General features: G+C 72.7%; 17 protein-coding genes and 1 pseudogene. 10 read left to right on the top strand and 8 right to left on the bottom strand.

Translation table 11 applies throughout. From position 1 onward, the window contains the following. Nucleotides 1–8: 8 nt before the first annotated feature. Genes cydB through D1J60_RS17800 form a run of 3 tightly spaced genes read left to right on the top strand, consistent with a single transcriptional unit; the run spans nt 9 to nt 6439 of the window. Nucleotides 9–1010: a cytochrome d ubiquinol oxidase subunit II gene (gene cydB, locus D1J60_RS17790; protein ID WP_125821752.1), complete on the top strand. Its 1002-nt coding sequence runs from the start codon at nt 9–11 to the stop codon at nt 1008–1010. Nucleotides 1011–1056: 46 nt separating this feature from the next. Then, nucleotides 1057–4656: a thiol reductant ABC exporter subunit CydD gene (gene cydD / locus D1J60_RS17795; RefSeq protein WP_125821753.1), complete on the top strand. Its 3600-nt coding sequence runs from the start codon at nt 1057–1059 to the stop codon at nt 4654–4656. Between the two features lie 37 nt (nt 4657–4693). Continuing rightward, on the top strand, nt 4694–6439 hold the full coding sequence (locus tag D1J60_RS17800) for a GAF domain-containing protein (RefSeq protein WP_125821754.1): 1746 nt from the start codon (nt 4694–4696) through the stop codon (nt 6437–6439). 31 nt (nt 6440–6470) lie between these two features. On the opposite strand, the gene D1J60_RS17805 is transcribed toward D1J60_RS17800, so the two are convergent. Beyond that, nucleotides 6471–7352: a Cof-type HAD-IIB family hydrolase gene (locus D1J60_RS17805; RefSeq protein WP_206436539.1), complete on the bottom strand. Its 882-nt coding sequence runs from the start codon at nt 7350–7352 to the stop codon at nt 6471–6473. A gap of 184 nt (nt 7353–7536) precedes the next feature. On the opposite strand from D1J60_RS17805, the gene D1J60_RS17810 reads away from it, so the two are divergent. Beyond that, nucleotides 7537–8439, top strand: coding sequence for an LLM class flavin-dependent oxidoreductase (locus D1J60_RS17810; RefSeq protein ID WP_125821756.1), 903 nt, complete (start codon nt 7537–7539; stop codon nt 8437–8439). Nucleotides 8440–8547: 108 nt separating this feature from the next. On the opposite strand, the gene D1J60_RS17815 is transcribed toward D1J60_RS17810, so the two are convergent. The 3 genes from D1J60_RS17815 to D1J60_RS17825 all read right to left on the bottom strand — a co-directional run bounded on the left by D1J60_RS17815 (nt 8548) and on the right by D1J60_RS17825 (nt 14161). Further along, nucleotides 8548–11547 (bottom strand): tetratricopeptide repeat protein, encoded by a 3000-nt coding sequence (locus tag D1J60_RS17815; protein ID WP_125821757.1) that lies wholly within the window; start codon nt 11545–11547, stop codon nt 8548–8550. Continuing rightward, on the bottom strand, nt 11544–13469 hold the full coding sequence (locus tag D1J60_RS17820; protein WP_125821758.1) for an HSP90 family protein: 1926 nt from the start codon (nt 13467–13469) through the stop codon (nt 11544–11546). The genes D1J60_RS17815 and D1J60_RS17820 overlap by 4 nt, the downstream gene beginning before the upstream one ends. A 152-nt stretch (nt 13470–13621) precedes the next feature. Beyond that, on the bottom strand, nt 13622–14161 hold the full coding sequence (locus tag D1J60_RS17825) for an RNA 2'-phosphotransferase (RefSeq protein ID WP_125821759.1): 540 nt from the start codon (nt 14159–14161) through the stop codon (nt 13622–13624). Between the two features lie 133 nt (nt 14162–14294). Between D1J60_RS17825 and D1J60_RS17830 the strand changes: the two genes are divergently transcribed. Next, complete coding sequence (locus D1J60_RS17830) at nt 14295–15080, top strand: aquaporin (RefSeq protein ID WP_125594079.1); 786 nt, start codon at nt 14295–14297, stop codon at nt 15078–15080. A 115-nt stretch (nt 15081–15195) separates the two neighbouring features. Here D1J60_RS17830 and D1J60_RS17835 read toward each other — a convergent pair whose 3' ends face one another. The 4 genes and pseudogenes from D1J60_RS17835 to D1J60_RS17845 form a co-directional block, all read right to left on the bottom strand. Continuing rightward, nucleotides 15196–16110, bottom strand: a complete 915-nt coding sequence (locus D1J60_RS17835; RefSeq protein WP_125821760.1) for a MerR family transcriptional regulator — start codon at nt 16108–16110, stop codon at nt 15196–15198. 10 nt (nt 16111–16120) lie between these two features. Next, nucleotides 16121–16234, bottom strand: a pseudogene (locus D1J60_RS38855) (metal-dependent hydrolase); the annotation flags it as partial. A 47-nt stretch (nt 16235–16281) separates the two neighbouring features. Next, nucleotides 16282–18054: an SDR family oxidoreductase gene (locus tag D1J60_RS17840; protein WP_125594114.1), complete on the bottom strand. Its 1773-nt coding sequence runs from the start codon at nt 18052–18054 to the stop codon at nt 16282–16284. Between the two features lie 5 nt (nt 18055–18059). Further along, nucleotides 18060–18929, bottom strand: coding sequence for a M24 family metallopeptidase (locus D1J60_RS17845; protein WP_125821761.1), 870 nt, complete (start codon nt 18927–18929; stop codon nt 18060–18062). 212 nt (nt 18930–19141) lie between these two features. Between D1J60_RS17845 and D1J60_RS17850 the strand changes: the two genes are divergently transcribed. The 5 genes from D1J60_RS17850 to D1J60_RS17870 all read left to right on the top strand — a co-directional run bounded on the left by D1J60_RS17850 (nt 19142) and on the right by D1J60_RS17870 (nt 23399). Next, nucleotides 19142–20131 carry an ABC transporter ATP-binding protein gene (locus D1J60_RS17850; RefSeq protein ID WP_125594076.1) on the top strand — a complete coding sequence of 330 codons (990 nt, stop codon included), beginning with the start codon at nt 19142–19144 and terminating at the stop codon, nt 20129–20131. Then, nucleotides 20121–21008: an ABC transporter permease subunit gene (locus D1J60_RS17855; RefSeq protein ID WP_125594075.1), complete on the top strand. Its 888-nt coding sequence runs from the start codon at nt 20121–20123 to the stop codon at nt 21006–21008. Before D1J60_RS17850 ends, D1J60_RS17855 begins: the two co-directional genes overlap by 11 nt. Then, entirely contained in the window at nt 21005–21916 is a 912-nt protein-coding gene (locus D1J60_RS17860; RefSeq protein WP_125594074.1) for an ABC transporter ATP-binding protein, read from the top strand. The genes D1J60_RS17855 and D1J60_RS17860 overlap by 4 nt, the downstream gene beginning before the upstream one ends. A 14-nt stretch (nt 21917–21930) precedes the next feature. Continuing rightward, nucleotides 21931–22650 (top strand): ABC transporter permease subunit, encoded by a 720-nt coding sequence (locus tag D1J60_RS17865; RefSeq protein ID WP_125594073.1) that lies wholly within the window; start codon nt 21931–21933, stop codon nt 22648–22650. Nucleotides 22651–22733: 83 nt separating this feature from the next. Further along, entirely contained in the window at nt 22734–23399 is a 666-nt protein-coding gene (locus D1J60_RS17870; protein ID WP_125821762.1) for a rhomboid-like protein, read from the top strand. The last annotated feature ends 12 nt before the right edge of the window (nt 23400–23411 follow it).

The following is a 23411-nucleotide window of genomic DNA, read 5'->3' on the forward strand; positions in this document are numbered from 1 at the left end:
ACCACACCATGGAACTTCACGACGTCTGGTTCGTACTGATCGCCGTCCTGTGGACCGGCTACTTCTTCCTGGAGGGCTTCGACTTCGGGATCGGTGTCCTGACCAAGCTCCTCGCCCGGGACCGCACCGAGAAGCGGGTCCTGATCAACACCATCGGACCCGTCTGGGACGGCAACGAGGTGTGGCTGCTCACGGCCGGCGGCGCCACCTTCGCCGCCTTCCCCGAGTGGTACGCGACCCTCTTCTCCGGCTTCTACCTGCCGCTGCTGGTCATCCTGGGCTGCCTCATCGTCCGCGGAGTCGCCTTCGAGTACCGCCACAAGCGGTCCGAGGAGCGGTGGCAGACCAACTGGGAACACGCGATCTTCTGGACCTCGCTGATCCCGGCCTTCCTGTGGGGTGTGGCCTTCGCCAACATCGCGCGCGGCGTGAAGATCGACCAGGACATGGAGTACGTCGGGAACGTCCTCGACCTGCTCAACGTCTACTCGGTCCTCGGCGGCCTGGTCACCCTCACCCTGTTCACCTTCCACGGTGCCGTCTTCGCCGCTCTGAAGACCGTCGGGGACATCCGGGACCGTGCGCGTGCGCTCGCCACCCGGCTGGGGGTGGTGACGGCCGTCCTGGCCCTGGTCTTCCTGATCTGGACCCAGGCCTCGCGCGGTGACGTCTGGAGCCTGGCGGCGATGGCCGTCGCCGTAGTGGCACTGGTCGGGGCCCTCGGGTTCAACCTCGCGGGCCGGGAGGGCTGGGCGTTCGCCCTGTCCGGGATCACCATCGCGGCGGCCGTCGCGATGCTCTTCCTGACGCTGTTCCCGAACGTCATGCCGTCCTCGCTGGACGCGGCCTGGAGCCTCACGGTCACCAACGCCTCGTCCACCCCGTACACCCTGAAGATCATGACCTGGTGCGCCGCCGTGGCCACTCCCCTGGTCCTGCTCTACCAGGGCTGGACGTACTGGGTCTTCCGCAAGCGGATCGGTACGCAGCACATCGTCGACGCGCACTGAGCCGCGCGCGTCACTCCTGCCCGACCCTGCCGAGGGGATGTTTCACGTGAAACCGATCGACCCGCGCCTGCTGCGGTACGCCCGTTCCACCCGTCTGTTCCTGGGGGCAGTGGTGGCCCTCGGGCTCGCCGGGGCGGGGCTGGTCGTCGGTCAGGCGATGCTCATCGCCGAGATCGTGGTCGGAGCCTTCGAACGGGGACTCGACGGCGCCGCGCTCCGGACGCCGCTGCTGCTGCTCGCGGCGGTGGCCCTGGGGCGCGGCCTCGTCGCCTGGCTCACGGAGCTGGCCGCGCACCGGGCGAGCGCGGCGGTCAAGTCCGAACTCCGGGGCCGGCTGCTGGACCGTGCCGCCGCCCTCGGGCCCGGCCGGCTCAGCGGACAGCGCACGGGGTCCCTGGTGTCCCTGGCCACCCGGGGCGTGGACGCGCTCGACGACTACTTCTCCCGCTACCTGCCCCAGCTGGGGCTCGCGGTGGTGGTCCCGGGGGCGGTGCTCGCCCGGATCGTCACCGAGGACTGGGTGTCGGCGGCCATCATCGTGGTCACCCTGCCGCTGATCCCGCTGTTCATGATCCTCATCGGCATGGCCACCCAGAGCAGGATGGACCGCCAGTGGCGGCTGCTCTCGCGGCTGTCGGGGCACTTCCTCGACGTGGTGGTGGGCCTGCCCACGCTGAAGGTGTTCGGGCGGGCCAAGGCACAGGCCGAGTCCATCCGGAAGATCACCGACGACTACCGCCAGGCCACCATGCGCACCCTGCGCATCGCCTTCCTCTCCTCCTTCGCCCTTGAGCTCCTGGCGACGCTGTCCGTGGCGCTCGTCGCGGTCACCATCGGGATGCGGCTCGTCCACGGGGAGCTGGACCTGTACACCGGGCTGGTCATCCTGATCCTGGCGCCGGAGGCCTACCTGCCGCTGCGCCAGGTCGGCGCGCAGTACCACGCGGCCGCCGAAGGACTGGCCGCCGCGGAAGAGATCTTCGAGGTCCTGGAGACCCCGGCCCCCGCACCGGGTGGCGGCGCCGACGTGCCGGCCACGGGACTGCGGATCGCGCTCGACGGGGTCGAGGTGCGGTACGAGGGGCGCGGCGCGAGCTCTCCGGGACCCGTCTCGCTCGTCGTCGGACCGGGCGAGTGCGTGGCCCTCACCGGCCCGAGCGGGGCCGGGAAGTCCACTCTGCTGAACGTGCTGCTGGGCTTCGTCACCCCGGCGGCGGGACGGGTCCGGGTCGGGGACGCGGACCTGGCGGAGCTCTCCCTGGAACAGTGGCGGGAGCGCATCGCATGGGTCCCGCAGCGGCCCCACCTGTTCGCCGGGACCATCGCCGAGAACGTCCGCCTGGCCCGGCCCGGGGCCGAGGACGAAGCCGTGGAGGCGGCCCTGCGCGAGGCCGGGGCGTGGGAGTTCGTCTCCGCCCTGCCGCACGGGGTGCGGACCCTGCTCGGTGAGGGCGGGACCGGACTGTCCGCCGGGCAGCGCCAGCGCCTCGCCCTGGCCAGGGCGTTCCTCGCGGACCGGCCGGTGCTGCTGCTGGACGAACCGACGGCGGCCCTGGACGGGGAGACCGAGGCCGCGGTCGTGGACGCCGTACGCCGCCTCGCGGTCGGGCGGACCGTGCTGCTCGTGGTGCACCGGCCGGCGCTGCTGGCGGTGGCCGACCGCGTCGTGGCGGTGGGCGAGGGCGCCGCGGGCCGGCCGGCCGGGGCCCTCGCGGCCGCAGCCGGTACGGCCTCGGCGGCCATCGCCGGTACGGCCTCCGCTGCGGGAGGGGGCACGGCTTCGCACGGGTCCGCGGTGGTCTCGGGCCCCGGCGAGTGGATCCTCGGGCACGGACCCGAGCGGAACGGACGCGGCTCGGCCGGCGGGGGCACCGAGGGCGCGGGAGCGGCCGGTGATCCGCTGCGCCGGGTGCGCGCCGTGGCCGCGGCCTGGCAGGGCCGGTTCCAGCTCGGGCTGCTGCTCGGGGCGCTGGCCGTCGGGAGCAGCGTCGGGCTGATGGCCGTCTCGGGATGGCTGATCTCCCGGGCCTCCGAGCAGCCGCCGGTGCTGTACCTGATGGTTGCCGTCACCGCGACGCGGGCCTTCGGGATCGGGCGGGCCGTCTTCCGCTACGCCGAGCGGCTCGTGTCGCACGACGCCGTCCTGCGGATGCTCGCCGACCTGCGGGTCGCGGTGTACCGCCGGCTGGAGCGGATCGCCCCCGCCGGGCTGCGCGAGCAGCGGCGCGGGGACCTACTCTCCCGGCTGGTGGCCGACGCCGACGCGCTCCAGGACTACTGGCTGCGCTGGCTCCTGCCCGTGGGCACGGCGGTGCTCGTCGGCACCGGGTCGGTGGCGTTCACCGCCTGGATGCTGCCCGGGGCGGGGGCCGCGCTCGCGGCGGGGCTGCTCGCCGCGGGGGTGGGGGTGCCGCTGCTCAGCGGGGCTTGCGCGCGGCGTGCCGAGCGGCGGCTGGCGCCCGCCCGGGGCGAACTCGCCACCCGGGTGGCCGATCTGCTGACGGGTACCGCCGAACTGACGGTGGCCGGGGCGCTGGCCGGCCGCAAGGAGCGGGCGCGGGAGAGCGACGGCGTGCTGACCCGGATCGCCTCGCGCGGGGCCGCGGCCACCGGGCTGGGCGGCGGGCTTTCCGCCCTGGTGTGCGGACTCACTGTGGTGTGCGCCGCGTTTGCCGGTGCGGAGGCCGTCGCGGACGGCCGGCTGTCCGGGGTGGCCATGGCGGTGGTGGTGCTGACCCCGCTCGCCGCCTTCGAAGCCGTCAGCGGGCTCCCGCTGGCCGTCCAGTACCGCCAGCGGGTGCGGCGCAGCGCCGAGCGGGTGTACGAGGTCATCGACGCCCCGGTGCCCGTCGCCGAGCCGGCCGAGCCCCGGGCGCTGCCGGACTCGCCCTTCCCGCTGCGGCTGACGGGCCTCGCCGCCCGGCACGGCGGGCAGGAGCGGGACGCGCTGCACGGGCTGGACCTGACCCTGGAGGCGGGCCGGCGCATCGCGGTCGTCGGGCCGTCGGGTTCGGGCAAGACCACCCTGGCGCAGGTCCTGCTGCGCTTCCTCGACCCGCGCGAAGGCGCGTACACCCTGGGCGGGATGGACGTCCGGGGCCTCGACGGCGACGACGTACGCCGGATCGTGGGCCTGTGCGCCCAGGACGCGCACCTCTTCGACAGCTCGGTGCGCGAGAACCTGCGGCTGGCCCGGACCGGGGCGAGCGAGGAGCAGCTGCGCGAGGCCCTTGCCGCGGCCCGGCTGCTGGAGTGGGCCGACGGGCTTCCGGACGGGCTGGACACCCTGGTCGGGGAGCACGGGGAGCGGATCTCCGGCGGGCAGCGCCAGCGGCTGGCCCTGGCGCGGGCGCTGCTGGCGGACTTCCCCGTCCTCGTCCTGGACGAGCCGGCCGAGCACCTGGACCTGGCGACCGCGGACGCCCTGACGGCGGATCTGCTGGCGGCCACGGAGGGCCGGACCACCGTACTGATCACGCATCGGCTCGCCGGGCTGGCGGCGGTGGACGAGGTGCTCGTACTGGACGAGGGAGCGGTCGTGCAGCGGGGCGCCTATGCGGAGCTGGCGGAGGCCGAGGGGCCGCTGCGGAGCCTTCTGGAGCGTGAGCGGGAGGCCGATCGGGCCCTGGTCGGCACCCGGGGCTGACTTTCCCTCCTATACGGGACTAACTACGCTCGAGGGCATGTCAGTGCAGGAGTCGCAGGAATCACCGGAGTCGCCGGAATCCCGTGGGGGCGCACCGGATCCGCTGGAGGCCGCCACCCAGGCCACCCGGAGCCTGCACGGGCTGTCCACGGAGCTGACGGCCCGCGTCCCACAGCTGCTGGAGGCCATGCGTTCGGTCGGCACCGGCCTCGAACTGCACTCCACGCTCGACCGCATCTGCGAGACCGCCGCCGAGCTCGCCGACGCCCGCTACGCGGCGATCGGGGTCGTGGACACGGACGGCCCGGGGCTCTCGGACTTCGTCACCTTCGGCGTCAGCGCACAGCTGGCGCGGCGGATCGGGCACCGGCCGGACGGGAAGCGCGGCCTGCTCGGGGCGCTCATCTCCCACCCGGACACCGTCCGGCTCGCCGATCTGACGAAGGACCCCCGGTCGGCGGGGTTCCCCGCGCACCACCCGCCCATGAAGACCTTCCTGGGCGTCCCGATCCGGGTGCAGGGCGAGATCTTCGGGAACCTCTACCTCGCCGAGAAGAACGGCGGCGGCGAGTTCAACGACTACGACGTCCACATGGTCCGGGTGCTGGCCACCGAGGCGGGCATCGCCATCGGCAACGCCCGGCTCTACGAGGCCGCCACCCAGCGCGAGCGCTGGATCGACGGCTCGGTGGCGGTCACCACGGCCCTGCTGTCCGGCGGCGACGCGGACGACGCCCTGTCGGTGGTGGCCGAACAGGCCCGACGGCTGGCCGACTCCGCCGCCGGGATCGTGATGCTGCCGGCGGAGGAGGGCGGCATGGAGATCGTCGCGGTCTCCGCGGACAACCCCGCCACCTCGCTCGGCGTGGTCATTCCCGCCGAGAGCCCGGTGGCGGACAAGCTGCTGCGGGGCGAGCCGGTGTTCGTGGACGACGCCGCCTCCGACCCCCGCATGATCAGTAGGCTGACCAGCCAGTACGGGCCCTGCATGATGCTGCCGCTGCACAGCGGCGGGCGGGTGCTGGGTGCGCTGGTCACCCCGCGGGCCCGTGGAAAGCGGCCCTTCACGGAGGCGGAGCGGACCCTGGCCACGCAGTTCGCCTCCCAGGCCGCCCTCGCGCTGATGATGGCCGAGGCCCAGCGGGACCGGGAGCGGCTCGCGGTGTTCGAGGACCGCGACCGGATCGCCCGGGACCTGCACGACCTGGTCATCCAGCGGCTGTTCGCCACCGGGATGATGCTGGAGGGCGCGCAGCGCAGGTCCATCGTCCCCGAGGTCCGCGACGGCGTGGGCAAGGCCGTGGACGAGCTGGACGTGACCATCCAGGAGATCCGCACCGCGATCTTCGCGCTCCAGCAGGGTCCGGCGGAGGCCCCGTCGGGGCTGCGCACCCGTGTGCTGCGGGAGATCAACATGGCGGCCGTACCGCTGGGCTTCAAGCCCGCGCACCGTTTCGTCGGGCCGGTCGACACCGTCGTCGGGGAGCTGGTCGGCAAGAACCTGATCGCGGCCCTCCGCGAGGCCCTGTCCAACGCCTTCCGGCACGCGGCCGCGTCCCGCATCGAGGTGCTGGTCGACTCCACCGCCAGCCTGCCCGACGGCCGGCCGGGGGTACGGCTGGAAGTCGCCGACGACGGGGTGGGCATGCCGGAAGGCGGCCGGCGCAGCGGCCTGCGGAACCTGCGCCGCAGGGCGGAGTCGCTCGGCGGCTCCAGCTGGTACGGATCCGGCATCGGGGAGGACGACGGCGGGACCACCCTGGTCTGGGAGGCCCCGCTGTGATCGGTCGCGCCCACCCGGGCGGGGAGACCCCTTAGCCGCGTGCGGTGCGCTCGGCCAGGATCCGTTCGATCACCACGGCGACCCCGTCCTCGTTGTTGGCCACCGTACGGCCGGAGGCGGCCGCGATCACGTCCGGGTGGGCGTTGCCCATCGCGTACGAGGTGCCGGCCCAGCGGAGCATCTCCACGTCGTTCGGCATGTCCCCGAAGGCGACGACCTCCGCGGGCGAGATCCCGCGTTCGGCACAGCACAGCTCCAGGGTGCTGGCCTTGGACACCCCGAGCCCGCTGATCTCCAGCAGTGCGGTCGGGCTGGAGCGGGTGATGGAGGCGTAGGCGCCGGCGGCGGACCGGGCCAGGGCGAGGAAGTCGTCCGGGGCCATCTCGGGATGGTGCGCGAGCAGCTTCAGCACCGGAGCCGCATGGTCGTCGTGCTCCTCGTGGAGCAGCTTCTCGGCCGTGGCGACCGTGGCCCCCGGGTCCTGGAAGAACGGCGGGTAGGCCGGTTCGTAGTTGATGCCGGTGGTCATCTCGACCGCGAAGGAGGTGCCGGGGGCTGCCGTGCGCAGGGCGTTGACGACGGTGAGGGCCGTGGCCCGGGGCAGCGCCCTGACCTCTACGAACTCCCGTCCTGCGTGGAGGTCGACGACGGCGGCGCCGTTCGCGCAGATCGCCAGGCCGTGGCCGTGGACGTGGTCGCTGACCACGTCCATCCAGCGGGCCGGACGGCCGGTGACGAAGAAGACCTCGATCCCGGCCTCCTCGGCAGCGGCGAGCGCGGCGACCGTGCGGAGCGAGACGGACTTGTCGTCGCGCAGCAGGGTGCCGTCGAGATCGGTGGCGATGAGCCGGGGGGCGGGGGTCGGCCCGTCGGGGCGCTGAGAAGCCGAGGTCACCGCTCCATCTTCGCCCATGGGCCCCGGCTGCCGGACCGTGATCGTCCAGACATTTTCCCCGCTCCGGCCGCGGGGCAGCCCCGCCGAAGGCTTCGCGCCGACGCATGTTTCACGTGAAACATGCGCCAGACCGGACGAGCCGGGCCCTGAGGGACGCGGTGTGGTTGGTGTACGAGACACGGACCGCCGTACGCTCGACGGCATGACTTTGCGCCTGAGCACCGTGATCCTGCCGGTACGTCCGTGGCACGAGGGGGGCCGCGACCAGTGGGAGCGGGCCGAGCGCCTCGGGTTCCACACCGCCTACACCTACGACCACCTGAGCTGGCGGAGTTTCCGCGACCAGACCTGGTACGGCGCGGTGCCCACCCTGACCGCCGCGGCGGCCGTCACCGAGCGGATCCGCCTGGGGACCCTGGTCACCTCGCCGAACTTCCGGCACCCGGTGACCCTGGCCAAGGAGCTGATGTCCCTGGACGACATCTCGGGCGGTCGCATCACCCTCGGCATCGGCGCGGGCGGCAACGGCTTCGACGCGACCGCGCTGGGGCAGGACGAGTGGAGCCCGCGCGAGCGGGCGGACCGCTTCGCGGAGTTCGTGCCGCTGCTCGACCGGCTGCTCACCGAGCCGGCGGTCACCCACCACGGCACGTTCTACTCCGCCGACGAGGCGCGCAACATCCCCGGTTGCGTCCAGCGTCCCCGCCTGCCGTTCGCCGTCGCGGCGACCGGCCCTCGCGGTGTGAAGCTCGCGGCGCGCCACGGCCAGGCCTGGGTGACCGCGGGCGACCCGAAGCACGCCGAGGGCACGCCCGAGGAATCGCTGGCGGCCCTGCGCGTCCAGCACGAGCGCCTGGAGAAGGCCCTGGCGGAGATCGGCCGGGATTCCGACTCCATCGAGAAGGTGCTGCTGACCGGCTTCACCCCCGAGCGCGGCGCCATCCTGGAGTCCGTGGACGCGTTCGTGGACTTCGCGGGCCGCCACCGCGAGCTGGGCTTCACCGAGCTGGTCATCCACGCGCCGATCCCGGACTCCGACTTCGCCGCCGACGAGGCGGTCTTCGAGCGGATCGCCACAGAGGCGCTCGCCCAGCTGGAGAGCTGAACCTCTCCCGACGGCTCCGGCAGGGTCCCGTCGCACGACGGAACCCGGCCGGAGCCGGCAGGGGCCGGCCGGGCGCTCAGGAGCTCAGCCGGTCACACGCTCAGAACCTCAGGCCGTCAGGTTCGTGATGATCCGTCGCGCCTGAGGGACCACCCACTCGGGAGCCGTGCCCTCGGGGAGTGACTCGACCTCCTCCAGCAGCGCCGACACCCTGGCCGCGCCCGCATCCGGGCGGCCCAGCTCGTGATCGGTCCACGCCGCGTTGTTCACGCACTGGAAGCGGTCCTGGAGGTGTTCCGGCCCCAGCCCCGCGTACAGCTCGGCCGCGCGCTCCCACAGCCGGATCTCCTCCAGCCTCAGGTCCTCGACGGCGGCGGCGCTCAGGACGACCCCGTCCTGGGACTGGCCGGCCCCCTCCGGGGCCCGGGAGCTCACCAGCCGGTCCAGCACCTGGGCCAGCTGGTGCCAGGTCTGTGCCAGTTCGGAGAGCAGCTCCGGGTCCTCGGCGTCACCGGCCTTCAGGGCCGCATCCAGGACGCCGGCAGCCTCGTCCATCAGGACCCGGGCCGCTGCCACGGTCTCCTCGGTGACCTCCTCGCGCATCCCCAGCCAGGCCAGCGAACGAAGGATCCTGACCTCGGAGACCACCGCGTCACCGGTCAGCCGGCGCAGCTCCAGAGCGCGCCGGTAGGCGGCGACCGCCTCATCGGCGTGGCCGGCGTCGGAGAGGCAGTCGGCGGCCGCCTGCGCGAAGCCCGCCTGCGGCCGGGGGTCCTCCCAGTCCTTGACCAGGTCGGCGGCGAGCAGGAACTGCTCCGCGGCGCCCCGGGACTCGCGCAGGTCGCGCAGCAGGTTCCCCAGGAAGTCCCGCGCCGACACGGCCTGCCCCTCGCCGTGCTCCAGCAGGTCCGGCAGCGCCGACTGCAGCACCTCCGCGGCGTCGGCGGTGCGGCCGTCCCGGGCGTAGGCCTGGGCCAGCATCAGCCGGGCCTGGGCCCCGCCGTCGGCGGCCAGCCCCGCCTGGTCGAACCAGTGCGCCGCCGCGAGGGCGTGCTCGGCGGCCTCCGCCACCGCGCCCCGCCCGCGGAGCAGGACGTCCGCGAGGGTGAGGCGTACGAGGCCCTGCTCCTCGGGGTCGGTCACCTCGGCGGAGTGCTCCAGACCGGACCGTGCGGCCGCCTCGGCCTCCTCGGGCCGTCCCAGCGAGAGCAGCACCCCGGCCCGCAGGACGAGGGGGTCCGCCGCCTGCCACGGCCGGCCCGCCTGGACCGCGCGGTCGGCGGCGGAGGCCAGCAGCTCCAGGGCCGATTCGGTGTCGCCCTGGGAGAGGGCCAGCCGGCCCAGCAGCTCCTCGGCCTCGGACGCCAGGTCCGGGAGGGCCTGCCCGTAGGAGGAGACGAAGGAGGAGAGCTCGGCCACCAGCAGCCCGTGGTCGTGCTCGTGGTCATGGCCGTGACCGTGCTCGTTCTCGTCGGCGTGGTCCCGCGCGGCCTCCGCCGAGCGCAGGTACGGCTCCAGCCGCAGCGCGGACAGCTCCGCGACGGCGATCCGGCGGGCCCGCAGCGGCTCCGCCGCGTCCAGCGCCTCGGCGGCGCGCAGCCCCGCCGCCAGCAGCGCGCGGACCTCCTCCGGCGCGGCCCCGGCCTGCGCGGCCGCGCTCGCCAGCCGCAGCTCGGCCAGGGCGGCGCGCTCGGCCCGCCCCAGCGCCCGGTAGCCGTCGCGGACGGCGGTCAGCAGCTCCGCCGCGTCCGGGGCGCCGGCCCGCGCGGCCGTCAGGGCCCGGTGGTCGGCGACCTCGGCGAGCAGCAGCGGGTGCACCTCCGGTTCCGGCAGCACGGAGACCCGTACGGCGACCTCCGCCCAGAGCCGGTCCGCGGCCGGGTGGCCCGTCTCGCGGGCGTCGCGGGCCTGCTCCACGAGCACGCTGAACTCGGCGGCGCCGACGGGCACGGGCGCGGGTGCCGCCGCCGGGGCCGTCCCGGCCGGCTGCGGCAGCGCGGCGCTGCGCACGCCGAGCGGCAGCGTGTCGGCCAGCGGGGCCCGCAAGAGCCGCTCCGTCAGCCGCTCGGAGACCCGGGTGGTGCCGTTGCGCATGTCGAACCGCCGGGCGATGTCCAGGACCTCGGCGCGCAGCACGCCGTGCAGCTCCTCGACGGTGTGCGCGGAGCCCTCGTACGGCACCGTCGGGTCGCCGCCGTGGCCGAGCTCGATCAGCCGGCGGAGCAGGACCAGGACCCCGGCGAAGAAGTCCAGCTGCGTCTTGACGTCCACGAGCGGCCGCAGGTGCGCCCCGTGCTCGGCGAGGATCTCCACCCCGCGCGCCTCGTTGCCGGTGAGTGCGCAGAACTCGATGTGCTGGCCGATCGCCCGCAGCAGGCTCTCCTTGCCCCGGGCCATCCGGTAGCCGCGCAGGTGGTGGGAGCGGGCCTCGTCGGTGCGGCCGAGGCGCAGCAGGGGGAGCAGCGACCGGGCGAGCACCCGGTGCGGTTCCTCCATGCAGGTCTGCTCGCCGGTCAGCACGGGCTCCCAGACCTCGATGGCCTTGGCGTCCTCGCCCTTGGTCGCCCAGAAGACGCCCTGGGAGTTGGTCTCGCAGGCGTGGCAGTCGCTCATCTCGTCGCGGTCGGCCGCGCGCCACTGCGCCATGGCCCGCTCGGCGCGCTCGTCGTCTCCGACGGCGTCGGCGAGGAAGTACTCGGACTGGCGTACCGCCCGCTCGCTGTAGCCGGCGATCCGGTAGCGCTTCTCCATGTCGTCGAGGTAACCGGTGACGGAGGAGATCGGCACGTCGGGGGAGCTGATGATCTGGCCCGACACCCACTTGAAGCGCCAGAAGAGGGAGTGGGCGTCACCCGGGCCGAACGCCGACGGGTCGCGGTCGTACTCCTGGAGCAGGCGGGCGAAGGGGACCACCATGCGGCTCCGCTCGGCGCTGTACTCGTAGGAGTCGATCTGGTTGATCAGGGCCGCCCGGTACACGCCGGTGTCACCGCAGACCTCGGCGGCGGCGGTCAGCGCCTCGGCCTGGGCGTTGCGCGCGGCGCCGTGGGGCAGGTCCCGGTTCTCGTGCAGGGCGCGCCGGATCTCGTCGGGGGTCAGGGTGCTCACTTCTCGTCCTCCTCGGAGGTGGCGGTCGGGGTGTCCGAGCTGTTGACGGGATGGGTCGCCCATTCCAGGAGCCCGAGGAAGGCCCGGTTGAGCAGGGCAGAATCGGCAGGGCGCAGCGGCCGCTGGGACATCAGCAGCGCCTGGCCGTACAGCGATTCGACGGCGGTGCCGGCGAGCGTCGGGTCGGGGAGGCCCGCGATCCGCCGGATCAGCGGGTTGTTGTGGTTGAGGACGAGGCGGGCGCGCGGGCCGGAGCCGCGCAGGGAGCCGAGGATGCCGCTCCACAGGGAGTCGGCGGATTCGAGTGCGGCGGTCCGGTCCCGCTCCTGGCGGGCCTGGCGGTCGTCGAGGTAGAGCGCGGGGACGGCCACGGGCTGGAAGGCGCGCAGCACCACGTCGCAGCTCTGGGGCTCCAGCCGGGTGCGGGCGGTGGAGAGGAACGCGGCGAGGGAGAGTTCGACGGCGGTGGGGACCGGGTCGAGGCGGTCGGTGACGGCTCCCGCGTCCAGCTCGGTGACCTTCAGGTCGGGGCGTACGGAGGGCAGCAGGGCCAGCAGGTCGGCGTCGTAGGTGTAGCCGGCGTTGACGACGCCGAGGCCGTGGGCCGCCGCGATCGGGGCGATCTGCCGGAACTCCTCGACGGTGCGCGTGAAGTGGATCTCGGCGTGGGCCGCCGTGAACTCCTCCAGGTTCATCGATCCGTCGCTGGTTTCGAACGGCAGCCACGGCAGCATCAGGCCGAGCAGTTCCGCGTCGTGCCGGGCGAGGGACTTCACGCCGAGGTGGTGGACGCTCAGGAACGCGGCCAGACGGTCCGGTTCGCTTGCCGCGAGCTCCGCCAGCCAGGACCGGATGCGGGCGCCGAGGGCTTCGCGTACGGCGGCGAGCGTCTCGTCGTCGTACAGGTTCTCGCGGGAGGCGGTGGGCCGCAGGGTGTCGGTGTCGAGCACGGCGCGGACGAAGAAGGCCCAGTCCGGCAGCAGGTTGTCGGCCTGGTCGGTGAGCAGCATGCCCTTGAGGTGGACGCGGTGGCCGGCCCGGTGGGCGGGGCTGGTGGGTTCGGGAAGTACGTACGCGACTCCGCGCACCCCGGCCACCGGCAGGTCGAGGTCGATGCTGTCGAGCGGGGTGAAGCCGAAGAGCTGCGCGCAGTGTCCGGCGAGCGCGACGCGCCGGGCGGCCGGGGTGGGGTGGGGCCGGTCCCATACGGCGGGCCGGTCGGTGACGGGCCGGGGAGGGCCGCCGAGGCCGTCGTCGAAGGTGATCGGGTAGGGGAGCAGGGAGCCGTAGTCGCGGGCGAGGCGCTCGACGCGGGCGGGCTCGGTCCACTCCTCGGCGCCGGGGCGGGCTTCGAGGTGGACGGTGGTGCCGGGCTCGGGACGGGCGTCGTGGGGCAGTTCGCGCACGGTGTACGAGCCGTCGTCCGTGGCCAGCCACTCGACGGGTGCGGCCTGGGGGTCGCGGGAGGACCGGGTGACGACCCTGATCTGCCGGGCGACGACGAAGCAGGCGAGCAGCCCGATGCCGAACTGGCCGAGGAACTGCTGACGGGTGTTCTCCAGGCCCTGGAGTTCGGCGGCGGAGGCGCCTTCGCCGCGGCGCTTGGAGCTGCGGCCGATGGTGGCGAGGAGGGAGTGGGCCTCGGCGGCCGTCAGGCCGATGCCGGAGTCCTCGATGGTGATGCGGCCGGCGGTCGCGGACAGGCGGATGCGCACCTCCGCGCCGGGTTCGTGCGCGTGACGGGCGGTCACGGCGTCCACGGCGTTCTGGAGGAGTTCGCGCACGTAGACGCGGGGGCTGGAATAGAGGTGGTGGGAGAGCAGGTCGACCAGGCCGCGCAGATCGACCTGGAAGTTGTTGACCGCGCCGTCGGCCGCGGATTCGACGGGGAATTCGGACGGGGACGGGGACACGGATGTCATCAGGCATCAGCTCGCTTGCTCGCGTGGTCGGTCGGCATCGCGAGGTACCCCCCTCACTGATCCCGGAACGAGGAACAGAGTAGGTGGACGATCCGACAATCACTCCGTGAATTCCGTCCCGGCCGGCGTTCCCGGCCGGGGCCTTCCGACGGTCACCGGAAGCGGAGGAATTGCGGCGGTACGGCGTCCGCCAGCCACACCCCGTTGGCGCTGACCCGGAACACGTGCCCGGCCGCGCGCATCGCCGCCGCGTCCACGGCGAGGACCACCGGCCGGCCCCGGCGCGCGCCGACCCGGGTCGCCGTCTCGCGGTCCGGCGACAGGTGTACGTGGTGGCGGGCCATGGGGCGCAGGCCCTCGATGCGGATCGCGTCGAGGGCCGCGGCCACGGTGCCGTGGTAGAGGTACGCGGGCGGTTCGGCCTCCGGAAGGCCCAGGTCCACGGCGACGGTGTGGCCCTGGCTGGCCCGGATGCGGGTGCCGTCGACGGCGAACCGCTGTTTGTCGTTGGCGGCGACCACGTGGTCGAGTTCGGCCCTGCTGAACGGGAATCCATGGTCCGCGGCGGCCCGCAGGAGATCGTCGATCTCCACCCAGCCCTGGGGGTCGAGCACCAGTCCGATCCGTTCCGGCTGGTGCCGGAGGTGTTTCGAGACGTATTTGGACACCTTCACGGTGCGTCGGTCATCCATGTGCCCAGCTTGACGGCTCGCGGGGGGCCGCGGCAGCGATTTTCCGCCCCTCGGACGGACGCGACACCCCTCTATCGTTTTTCCAATATACGGAATACATTTTCCGCATCACGACTTATCAGAGGGAGAAACTATGACAAATAAGGCTTCACTGCTTCGGCGTGTGGCTGCCGAGCTCATCGGCACCGCAGGCCTGCTCGTGGTGGTGATCGGCTCGGGCATCCAGGCCGCGAACCTCAGCCGCGACACCGGTGTCGCCCTCGTCGCCAATTCGCTCGCCTCCGCGATCGGCCTCGGCCTGATCATCACCCTGTTCGGCCCTCTCTCCGGGGCCCACCTCAACCCGGTCGTCACCCTCACCGCCTGGTGGGCCCGGCGCACCGGCGGCGAGGGACTCGACGCGCGCGAGGCCTTCGCGTACGCCGCCGCCCAGACCACCGGCGCCATCGGCGGCGCCGTACTGGCGGAGACGATGTTCGGCCGCACCCCGGGAACCTTCTCCACCCAGGTTCGCGACGGGGGCCACCTGCTGATCGGCGAGATCGTCGCCACCGCCGGACTGGTCCTGGTCATCCAGGGCCTCGGCCGTATCGGCCGGCCCAGGCTGGTCCCGGCCGCGGTGGCCGCGTACATCGCCGCCGCGATCTGGTTCACCTCGTCGGGGTCCTTCGCCAACCCCGCCGGCACCATCGGGCGGGCCTTCAGCGACTCCTTCACCGGCATCGCACCGCAGTCACTGCCCGGGTTCGTCGCGGCGCAACTGCTCGGCGGCGTCCTCGGACTCGCCCTGGCCGTCCTCCTCTACGGCCGCGAGCGCCGTGCCGACGGCACGACCGCACCGCGCTCCGGACAGCAGGGGACCGAGGCAGCGGTGGCCGATATCCCCCGCACCGGCTCGACGTTCGAAGCCATCGTCTAGCCGGTAACCCGTGTTGCCCACAGGCGGACGGGAGTTGTCCACAGCCGTTTCGGAGGGTTTCGGCGACATCTGAGCGATTCGCCCCGGGGACCCCCTGTGGACTACCGATCGAGCATTACCGGCCGCGCCGGCTCGCCAGATCGTTCATCGTCCGGGCCTGGAGCTCCCGCTCCGTCGCGGCCCGGACGAACTCCGCCACGTGCTCCGGCCCCACCAGCTCCTGCACCGCCCGTACCGTCCCGGCGGGCAGGGCCACCGGGGCGGGGCCCGCCGGCTGCGCCGCACCGGGCGCGCCCAGATGCCGCTGGAGGTGCCGGGTCGCGAACAGCCGCATCGCCCGGGCCAGCTCGGCGTCCACCGTCTGCTGGGCCAGCGGGCGCAGCCTGCGCACCATCGTCGCCGCCTCGGCCGCGTCCGAATCGGTCGGCGGCACCTGCCCGAGGTAGCGGGCGAAGACGTGCTCGGTGGTGAACTCCAGGAAGCGCGAGGCGATGTGCTCCACCTGCCCGCGCAGCTCGCGCAGGTGCCCCGTGATCGCCCCCAGCGGAACCCCCGCCGCGTACAGCTCGGCCGCGACGGCCAGCTCCTGCGGCGAGGGCACGAGGAACTCGTCCGGGCGGCCGGGGATCCGTTCCAGCACCCCCAGCTCACAGGCCTCGTCCACCGCGTCGTCGTCGGGCAGGCCGCCGAACCGCGCGTTGAGGTCCTCCCGGCTGATCCGGTCGGCCTCCTCGTCGGTCCAGGGCCCGTGCACCTCGGCCACCAGACCGAGTACGCCGCCCAGTCCGCGCCCCGCGTCCCAGGCCTCCAACAGCTCCTTGATAGAGGCCAGGGTGTAGCCGCGGTCCAGGAGGTCCGCGATCTGGCGCAGGCGCGCCAGGTGCGTCTCCCGGTAGACGTTGGACCGGCCCCGCCGCTCCGGCTTCGGCAGCAGGCCGCGGTCCTGGTACGCGCGGATCGTGCGCACCGTCGCCCCGCTGTGGTGGGCCAGATCCTCGATCCTGTACTCGGCTACCGCCTGATCGGACAATCCCGGCTCCCTACGACATGGCGGCTCGGCCGACCGCGCCCGCCGCGGTCCGGGCGGCAGGAGACGCCGCCAGGTACTCGACCGCCTCGAGCAGCGAGCCCTCCTGCGAGGGATGGTACGACCGCGGGCAGGAGCCGGGTATGGCCGTGCCGCGCACACCGTCGCACGGCATCACAGCCGGGGCTCCAGCCGCGCGATCCGTCGCAGGGCGTTCGGCGCGTAGCGGGACATCCACAGGGCGGCCTTGGACTCGGGCGTCACCGGGACCACCGCCCGGTTCTTCACCACGGCCAGCAGGATCGCGTCCGCCACCTTCTCCGGGGGGAAGTTGCGCAGCCCGTACAACCGCGAGGAGCGCTCCTGGCGGCGCTTCTCCTCGGCCGCGTCCACCCCGGCGAACCGCGAGGTGGCCGTGATGTTGGTGTTGACGATGCCCGGGCAGATCGCCGAGACCCCGATCGACTTGGACGCCAGCTCCGCGCGCAGGCACTCGCTCAGCATCAGCACCGCTGCCTTCGAGGTGCTGTACGCGGGCAGCGTCCGGGAGGGCAGGTAGGCGGCCGCGGAGGCGGTGTTGACGATGTGGCCGCCCTGCCCGCGCTCGGCCATCTGCCTCCCGAAGACCCGGCAGCCGTGGACGACTCCCCACAGGTTGACGTCCAGGACCTTCTTCCAGTCCTCGGATCCGGTCTCCAGGAAGGACCCCGACAGGCCGATCCCGGCGTTGTTGACCAGTACGTCGACGATCCCGTACTCGGCGGCGACCTTCGCCGCGAGCTTCTCCATCGCCGGCTCGTCACTGACGTCGACGCACTCGCCCCAGGCCTCCGGGGCGCCGACGAGCCGCGCCATCTCGGCCGTGCGCGCCGCGCCCTCGCCGTCCCGGTCCACCGCCACGACCCGCGCCCCCGCCTCGGCGAACGCGAAGGCCGTGGCCCGCCCGATCCCGCTGGCGGCGCCGGTGACCAGCACCAGCTGGCCCCCGAACCGGTCCGCGTACTTGCCCGGGGCGCGCTGCTCCGGCGCCCGCGCGGCAGGCTCCTCACGGGCCGTGACGAAGTCGGCGATCCACGCCGCCACCTGGTCCGGCCGGGTCCTGGGGATCCAGTGCTTCGCGGGCAGGGTCCGCCGCACCAGTCCCGGCGCCCAGCGCTCCACGTCGTCGTAGAGCCGCTCGGACAGGAAGACGTCCCCGGTCGGGACGATCAGCTGTACCGGCACGTGCGCGTACGCGTCGGGACGGGGCCGACTCAGCCGGGCCCGCACGTTGTCCCGGTAGAGCCAGGCGCCGTGCGCGGCGTCGGAGGGCAGTGAGGCCGTCGGGTACCCGCCGACCGGGATCCCCTCGCTGCGCTCCATGAGCTTGGGCCAGCGCTTGCCGAGCGGGCCGCGCCAGGCCAGCTCCGGCAGCACGGGAGTGTGCAGCATCCCCACGTACCAGGACCGGACGCCCTGGCCCAGCAACTGGGCGGCCCGGCGCGGGGAGGGCCGCCTCATCCGCTGCTTGATCCAGTGCCCGAAGTGGTCGAGGGACGGCCCCGACATGGAGGTGAAGGAGGCGATCCGCCCCTCGGTGCGGGCCACCGTCGCGAACTCCCAGCCCTGCACGGAGCCCCAGTCGTGGCCCACCAGGTGCACCGGACGGTCCGGGCTGACCGCGTCCGCCACGGCCAGGAAGTCGTCGGTCAGCTTCTCCAGGGTGAAGCCCCCGCGCAGCGGCACCGGAGCCGAGGAGCGCCCGTGGCCGCGTACGTCGTAGAGGACCACGTGGAACCGGTCCGCGAGCCGCTGGGCGACCTCCGACCAGACCTCCTTGCTGTCCGGGTACCCGTGCACCAGCAGTACGGTCGGCCGGCCCGTCTCGCCGAGCTCGACGACGCACAGCTCGATCCCGCCGGTGCTCACCCGGCGTTCGCGCGCGCCCTGCAGACCCGTGCCGCTCATCCCGCTCATGCCGCCTTCTCCTCAGCCCAGCGCCGCACGTGCGGCAGGTCGTCGTCCAGCCAGAACGCGCTCTCCTCGGGGTCCCGGGAGTCGGTGACGACCAGGATCTCCTCGAACTTCGCGCCGGTGCCCCGGAAGCCCAGGTGCGGCTCCACCGCCCACAGACCGGGCTGCGGCGGATGGTCGGAGAAGTGGTACGGACTCCACAGCGGAGACCAGCCCTCCCGGTGCCCGTGCAGGGCGTCGGAGGCCAGCCCCTTGAGGGACTGGGTGCCGAAGCCGAACGCGGTCGGGGACCAGCGGCGCTCCTTGACCCGGTCTATCTTGTGCGCGATGACGCCGAAGGGGTAGGCCCGGTGCCGGTTGGCGTACCCCTGGCGGGTCATCAGCCGCTCGACGTTCTCGTAGATCTCCCGCAGCGGCCGGCGCTCGCGCACCTGCTCCAGGATCAGCTCGCGGTGCGGCCGGAGGTCCGACATCAGCCGGTCCTGCACCGGGTTGAGCCCGAGGCTGCCGGAGTAGCCGATGTCGGCCGCGTAGCCCCGGTACACCGGCGCCATGTCGAGGATGAACGGCATCCCCGGCTCCAGCCGCCGCGAGGTCGGGAAGAACTGGAGGGGGATCTTGAAGTTCGCGAAGGCGGTACGGTCCCCGAACCACGCGAAGGGCAGGTGGAACCAGTCCCGCACCCCGCGCTCGCGCAGCCAGTCGCGCTGCATCCGCGCCGCCTCGCGTTCGGTCACTCCCGGGCGCAGCTGCGCCGCCACGGTCTCCGCGCACTCGTACGCGAGCCGCTGGACCTCCCTGAACCCGCGCAGCCCGGCGGAAAGCTGCCCGGAGTCGTGCGCGGTGCGCTGCTTGGTGTCCCCAGTCATGCCGGCCGTCCGTCCCTGTCGCCCAACGCTCCCGAAACCTGCCACTGATGAATGTGACAATGGCCGGAGATCACGTCAAGGCCCCTGCACAGACCTGTGGACAAACTTCGGCGGCATCAGCCTTCCGTCAGGGTCCGTAGTCCTCAAGGCGGATACACGATCCCGCTCCAGGTCTGACGATCGGCCGCCCCCTCGGCACTAACGTCGAAGCCGTGACTGTCATCGCGACCGAAAGCCTGAGCAAGCGGTACCCCCGAGTGACCGCCCTCGACCGGCTCTCCCTGGACATCGGGCCCGGCGTGACCGGCCTCGTGGGCGCCAACGGAGCCGGCAAGTCCACGCTGATCAAGATCCTGCTCGGACTGTCCCCCGCCACCGAGGGGCGTGCCGCCGTGCTCGGACTGGACGTCGCCACGCATGGCAGCGCCATCCGCGAACGGGTCGGCTACATGCCCGAACACGACGCCCTGCCACCCGACGTCTCGGCCACCGAGTTCGTCGTCCACATGGCGCGGATGTCCGGCCTCCCGCCGACCGCCGCCCGCGAGCGCACCGCCGACACCCTGCGCCACGTCGGCCTGTACGAGGAGCGCTACCGCCCCATCGGCGGCTACTCCACCGGCATGAAGCAGCGGGTCAAGCTCGCCCAGGCGCTGGTCCACGATCCGCAGCTGGTCCTCCTCGACGAGCCGACCAACGGCCTCGACCCGGTCGGCCGCGACGAGATGCTCGGCCTGATCCGCCGCGTCCACACCGACTTCGGCATCTCGGTCCTGGTCACCTCCCACCTCCTCGGAGAGCTGGAGCGGACCTGCGACCACGTGGTCGTCGTCGACGGCGGCAAGCTGCTGCGCTCCAGCTCCACCAGCGACTTCACCCAGACCACGACCACCCTCGCGGTCGAGGTCACCGACTCCGACGCGTACCCGGACGGCACCGCCGCCCTGCGCAAGGCGCTCACCGGTGCGGGCATCACCCTGCACGAGGGCGAGGAGCAGGGCCTGCCCGGCGCCGGCCACATCCTCCTCGTCGAGGCCACCGGCGAGGAGACCTACGACACCGTCCGCGACACCGTCGCCGGCCTCGGCCTCGGCCTGGTCCGCATGGAGCAGCGCCGCCACCATATCGCCGAGGTCTTCCGCGACAGCGACCGGCCCTCGTCGACCGCCCACCCGAAGGGAGCCGGCCCCGATGGCGCCTGAGACCTCGACCCAGATCCACAACATCGGCTACCGGTCCTACGACGGCCCCCGGCTCGGCCGCGGCTACGCCCGCACCTCGCTGTTCTCGCAGTCGCTGCGGGGTGCGTACGGGCTCGGCCGCTCCGCCAAGTCCAAGGTGCTGCCGATGATCCTCTTCGCGGTGATGTGCGTCCCCGCGCTGATCATCGTCGCGGTGGCCATCGCCGTCCCCGGCTCCAGCGACCTGCCGATCAAGTACACGACGTACGCCCTCACCACTCAGGTGATCATCGGCCTCTACCTCGCTTCGCAGGCGCCCCAGTCGGTCTCGCGCGACCTGCGCTTCAAGACCGTGCCGCTGTACTTCTCGCGGCCCATCGAGCGGGTCGACTACGTCCTGGCCAAGTACGCCGCCATGGCCTCGGCCCTCTTCATCCTCACCGCCACGCCGCTGCTGATCATGTGGATCGGCTCGCTGCTGGCCAAGTTCGACTTCGGTCACCAGACCAAGGGATTCGGGCAGGGACTGGTGTCGGTACTGCTGCTTTCGCTCCTCTTCGCAGGCCTCGGCCTCGTCATGGCCGCCCTCACCCCGCGCCGCGGCTTCGGCGTGGCGGCCGTCATCGCCCTGCTGCTCATCCCCTACGGAGCCGTCTCCACCATCCAGGCCGTCGCCTACTCCACCGGGAACACCGGGGCCATCGAGTGGATGGGCCTGTTCTCCCCGATCTCGCTGATCGACGGGGTGCAGACCGCCTTCCTCGGCGCCACCTCCGCCTTCCCGGGCGGCGAGGGCCCCTCCGCCGGCACCGGAGTGGTGTATCTGCTCGTCGTACTCGGCCTCATCGCCGGCTCCTACGCCGCCCTGATGGCCCGCTACCGGAAGGCCGGGCTGTGACCATCATCGACATCGACCACACCTCCCGCTGGTTCGGGAACGTCGTCGCCGTCAACGACGTGACCATGCGCATCGGTCCCGGCGTCACCGGACTCCTCGGCCCCAACGGCGCCGGCAAGTCCACCCTCATCAACATGATGGGCGGCTTCCTCGCCCCCTCCACGGGCACCGTCACCCTCGACGGCACGCCGATCTGGCGCAACGAGCAGGTCTACAAGCAGATCGGCGTCGTGCCCGAGCGCGAGGCCATGTACGACTTCCTCACCGGCCGGGAGTTCGTCGTGGCCAACGCCGAGCTCCACGGGCTCGACGACGCGGCGGCCCAGCGGGCGCTCGCCACGGTCGAGATGGAGTACGCCCAGGACCGCAAGATCGCCACGTACTCCAAGGGCATGCGCCAGCGCGTGAAGATGGCCTCCGCCCTGGTCCACGAGCCGTCCGTGCTCCTCCTCGACGAGCCGTTCAACGGCATGGACCCGCGCCAGCGCATGCAGCTCATGGACCTGCTGCGGCGGATGGGCGACGAGGGCCGCACCGTCCTGTTCTCCTCCCACATCCTGGAGGAGGTCGAACAGCTCGCCTCCCACATCGAGGTGGTCGTCGCCGGCCGGCACGCGGCGTCCGGCGACTTCCGCAAGATCCGCCGCCTGATGACGGACCGCCCGCACCGTTACCTGGTCCGCTCCTCCGACGACCGGGCCCTCGCCGCGGCCCTGATCGCCGACCCTTCCACGGCAGGCATCGAGGTCGACCTCCAGGAAGGCGCGCTGCGCATCCAGGCCGTCGACTTCGGGCGTTTCACGGAGCTGCTGCCGCGCGTCGCCCGCGACCACGGCATCCGGCTGCTGACGGTCTCCCCCTCCGACGAGTCCCTCGAGTCGGTCTTCTCCTACCTCGTCGCGGCCTGAAGGAGCTGGCACCCATGTACAACCCCACCGTCGCCCGGCTCACCTACCGGGCCCTGCTCGGCAGGCGCCGCGCGCTGATCCTCTTCGCGCTCCCCGCCCTGCTGATCGTCATCGCCCTCGCCGTCCGCTTCTTCACCGGCGTGGACGACAAGGTGGCGGCCGACCTCCTCGGCGGCTTCGCCCTCGCGACGATGGTCCCGCTGATCGGCGTCATCGCCGGCACCGGCGCCATCGGACCCGAGATCGACGACGGCTCGATCGTCTACCTGCTCTCCAAGCCCGTGAAGCGTCCGACGATCATCATGACCAAGCTGATCGTCGCGATCGCGGTCACGATGGCCTTCTCCGCGATCCCCACCCTGATCGCGGGCTTCATCCTCAACGGCAACGGCCAGCAGATCGCCGTCGCCTACACCGTGGCCGCCCTCGTCGCCTCGATCGCCTACAGCGCCCTGTTCCTGCTGCTGGGCACGGTCAGCCGGCACGCGGTCGTCTTCGGGCTGGTCTACGCTCTCATCTGGGAGTCCCTCTTCGGCAGCCTGGTCTCCGGAGCCAAGACGCTCAGCGTCCAGCAGTGGGCCCTGGCCCTGGCCGAGAAGGTCGCCGGCCAGGGGTACGTCGACGCCAGCGTCGGCCTGCCCACCGCCGTGGCCCTGCTCATCGCGGTCACCGTCGGCGCCACCGTGTACGCGGGCCAGAAGCTGCGCCGCCTCACCCTCGCCGGCGAGGAGTAGGACCCCGGCGCCGGCATCCGCGACCGTGCCCCGCCCGGCCCATCGGCCAGGCGGGGCACAGCTTTGCGGGGCATCATCGGTGCATGATCCAGCATCCCGAGCCTGAGCCGTCCAGGCCCTTGCGGTCCTGGATACGCTCCTCGCCCGGCACGCACATATGGCTGCTGATCGTCGCCGTCACCAGCCTCGTCGTCGCGATCTCCCCGGACCGGCTCGACCACGTGCTGCTCCACCGCAACAGCAGCAACATCCACCAGCTGGTCAAGTACCCCGTCCGGGCCTTGCTCAGCAGTGCCTTCTGGATCGAGAACCCCGCCTCGCTCGCCCTGTACGCCGTGCTCTTCGAGTTCTTCCACGCCCCCGTGGAGCGTTGGCTCGGCACCCTGCGCTGGCTCCTGATCGTCGCGACCGCGCATGTCGGCGCCACCCTCCTGAGCCAGAAGGTGCTCCTCATGGCCATCCAGGACAACCGTGCGCCGCACAGCATGACCCACGTCGTCGACATCGGCGTCAGTTACGGGCTGGCGGCCTCCATCGGAGTACTGACCTACCGGCTCCCGAACCCCTGGAGATGGTTCTACCTCCTTGGCGCGGTCGCCTTCTTCGGGCTGCCGCTGCTCACCGGCGGCACCTTCACCGACCTCGGCCACGCCGTCTCGCTCGCCGTCGGACTCCTCGCCTGGCCGCTCACCCTCCATCCGCACGGACACGGGCCGACGGCTGATGTTTCACGTGAAACACGCGCCTGACCCCCTTGTCAC

Source organism: Streptomyces sp. W1SF4, from assembly GCF_003950035.1.
Taxonomy (GTDB): domain Bacteria; phylum Actinomycetota; class Actinomycetes; order Streptomycetales; family Streptomycetaceae; genus Streptomyces; species Streptomyces racemochromogenes.

What these genes read in the sequence shown, in the direction of transcription:
- cydB (WP_125821752.1), top strand. Translation starts at nt 9, where the DNA reads ATGGAACTTCACGACGTCTGGTTCGTACTGATCGCCGTCCTGTGGACC.
- D1J60_RS17800 (WP_125821754.1), top strand. Translation starts at nt 4,694, where the DNA reads ATGTCAGTGCAGGAGTCGCAGGAATCACCGGAGTCGCCGGAATCCCGT.
- D1J60_RS17805 (WP_206436539.1), bottom strand. Translation starts at nt 7,352, where the DNA reads ATGGGCGAAGATGGAGCGGTGACCTCGGCTTCTCAGCGCCCCGACGGG.
- D1J60_RS17810 (WP_125821756.1), top strand. Translation starts at nt 7,537, where the DNA reads ATGACTTTGCGCCTGAGCACCGTGATCCTGCCGGTACGTCCGTGGCAC.
- D1J60_RS17820 (WP_125821758.1), bottom strand. Translation starts at nt 13,469, where the DNA reads ATGACATCCGTGTCCCCGTCCCCGTCCGAATTCCCCGTCGAATCCGCG.
- D1J60_RS17825 (WP_125821759.1), bottom strand. Translation starts at nt 14,161, where the DNA reads ATGGATGACCGACGCACCGTGAAGGTGTCCAAATACGTCTCGAAACAC.
- D1J60_RS17830 (WP_125594079.1), top strand. Translation starts at nt 14,295, where the DNA reads ATGACAAATAAGGCTTCACTGCTTCGGCGTGTGGCTGCCGAGCTCATC.
- D1J60_RS17840 (WP_125594114.1), bottom strand. Translation starts at nt 18,054, where the DNA reads ATGAGCGGCACGGGTCTGCAGGGCGCGCGCGAACGCCGGGTGAGCACC.
- D1J60_RS17845 (WP_125821761.1), bottom strand. Translation starts at nt 18,929, where the DNA reads ATGACTGGGGACACCAAGCAGCGCACCGCGCACGACTCCGGGCAGCTT.
- D1J60_RS17855 (WP_125594075.1), top strand. Translation starts at nt 20,121, where the DNA reads ATGGCGCCTGAGACCTCGACCCAGATCCACAACATCGGCTACCGGTCC.
- D1J60_RS17865 (WP_125594073.1), top strand. Translation starts at nt 21,931, where the DNA reads ATGTACAACCCCACCGTCGCCCGGCTCACCTACCGGGCCCTGCTCGGC.
- D1J60_RS17870 (WP_125821762.1), top strand. Translation starts at nt 22,734, where the DNA reads ATGATCCAGCATCCCGAGCCTGAGCCGTCCAGGCCCTTGCGGTCCTGG.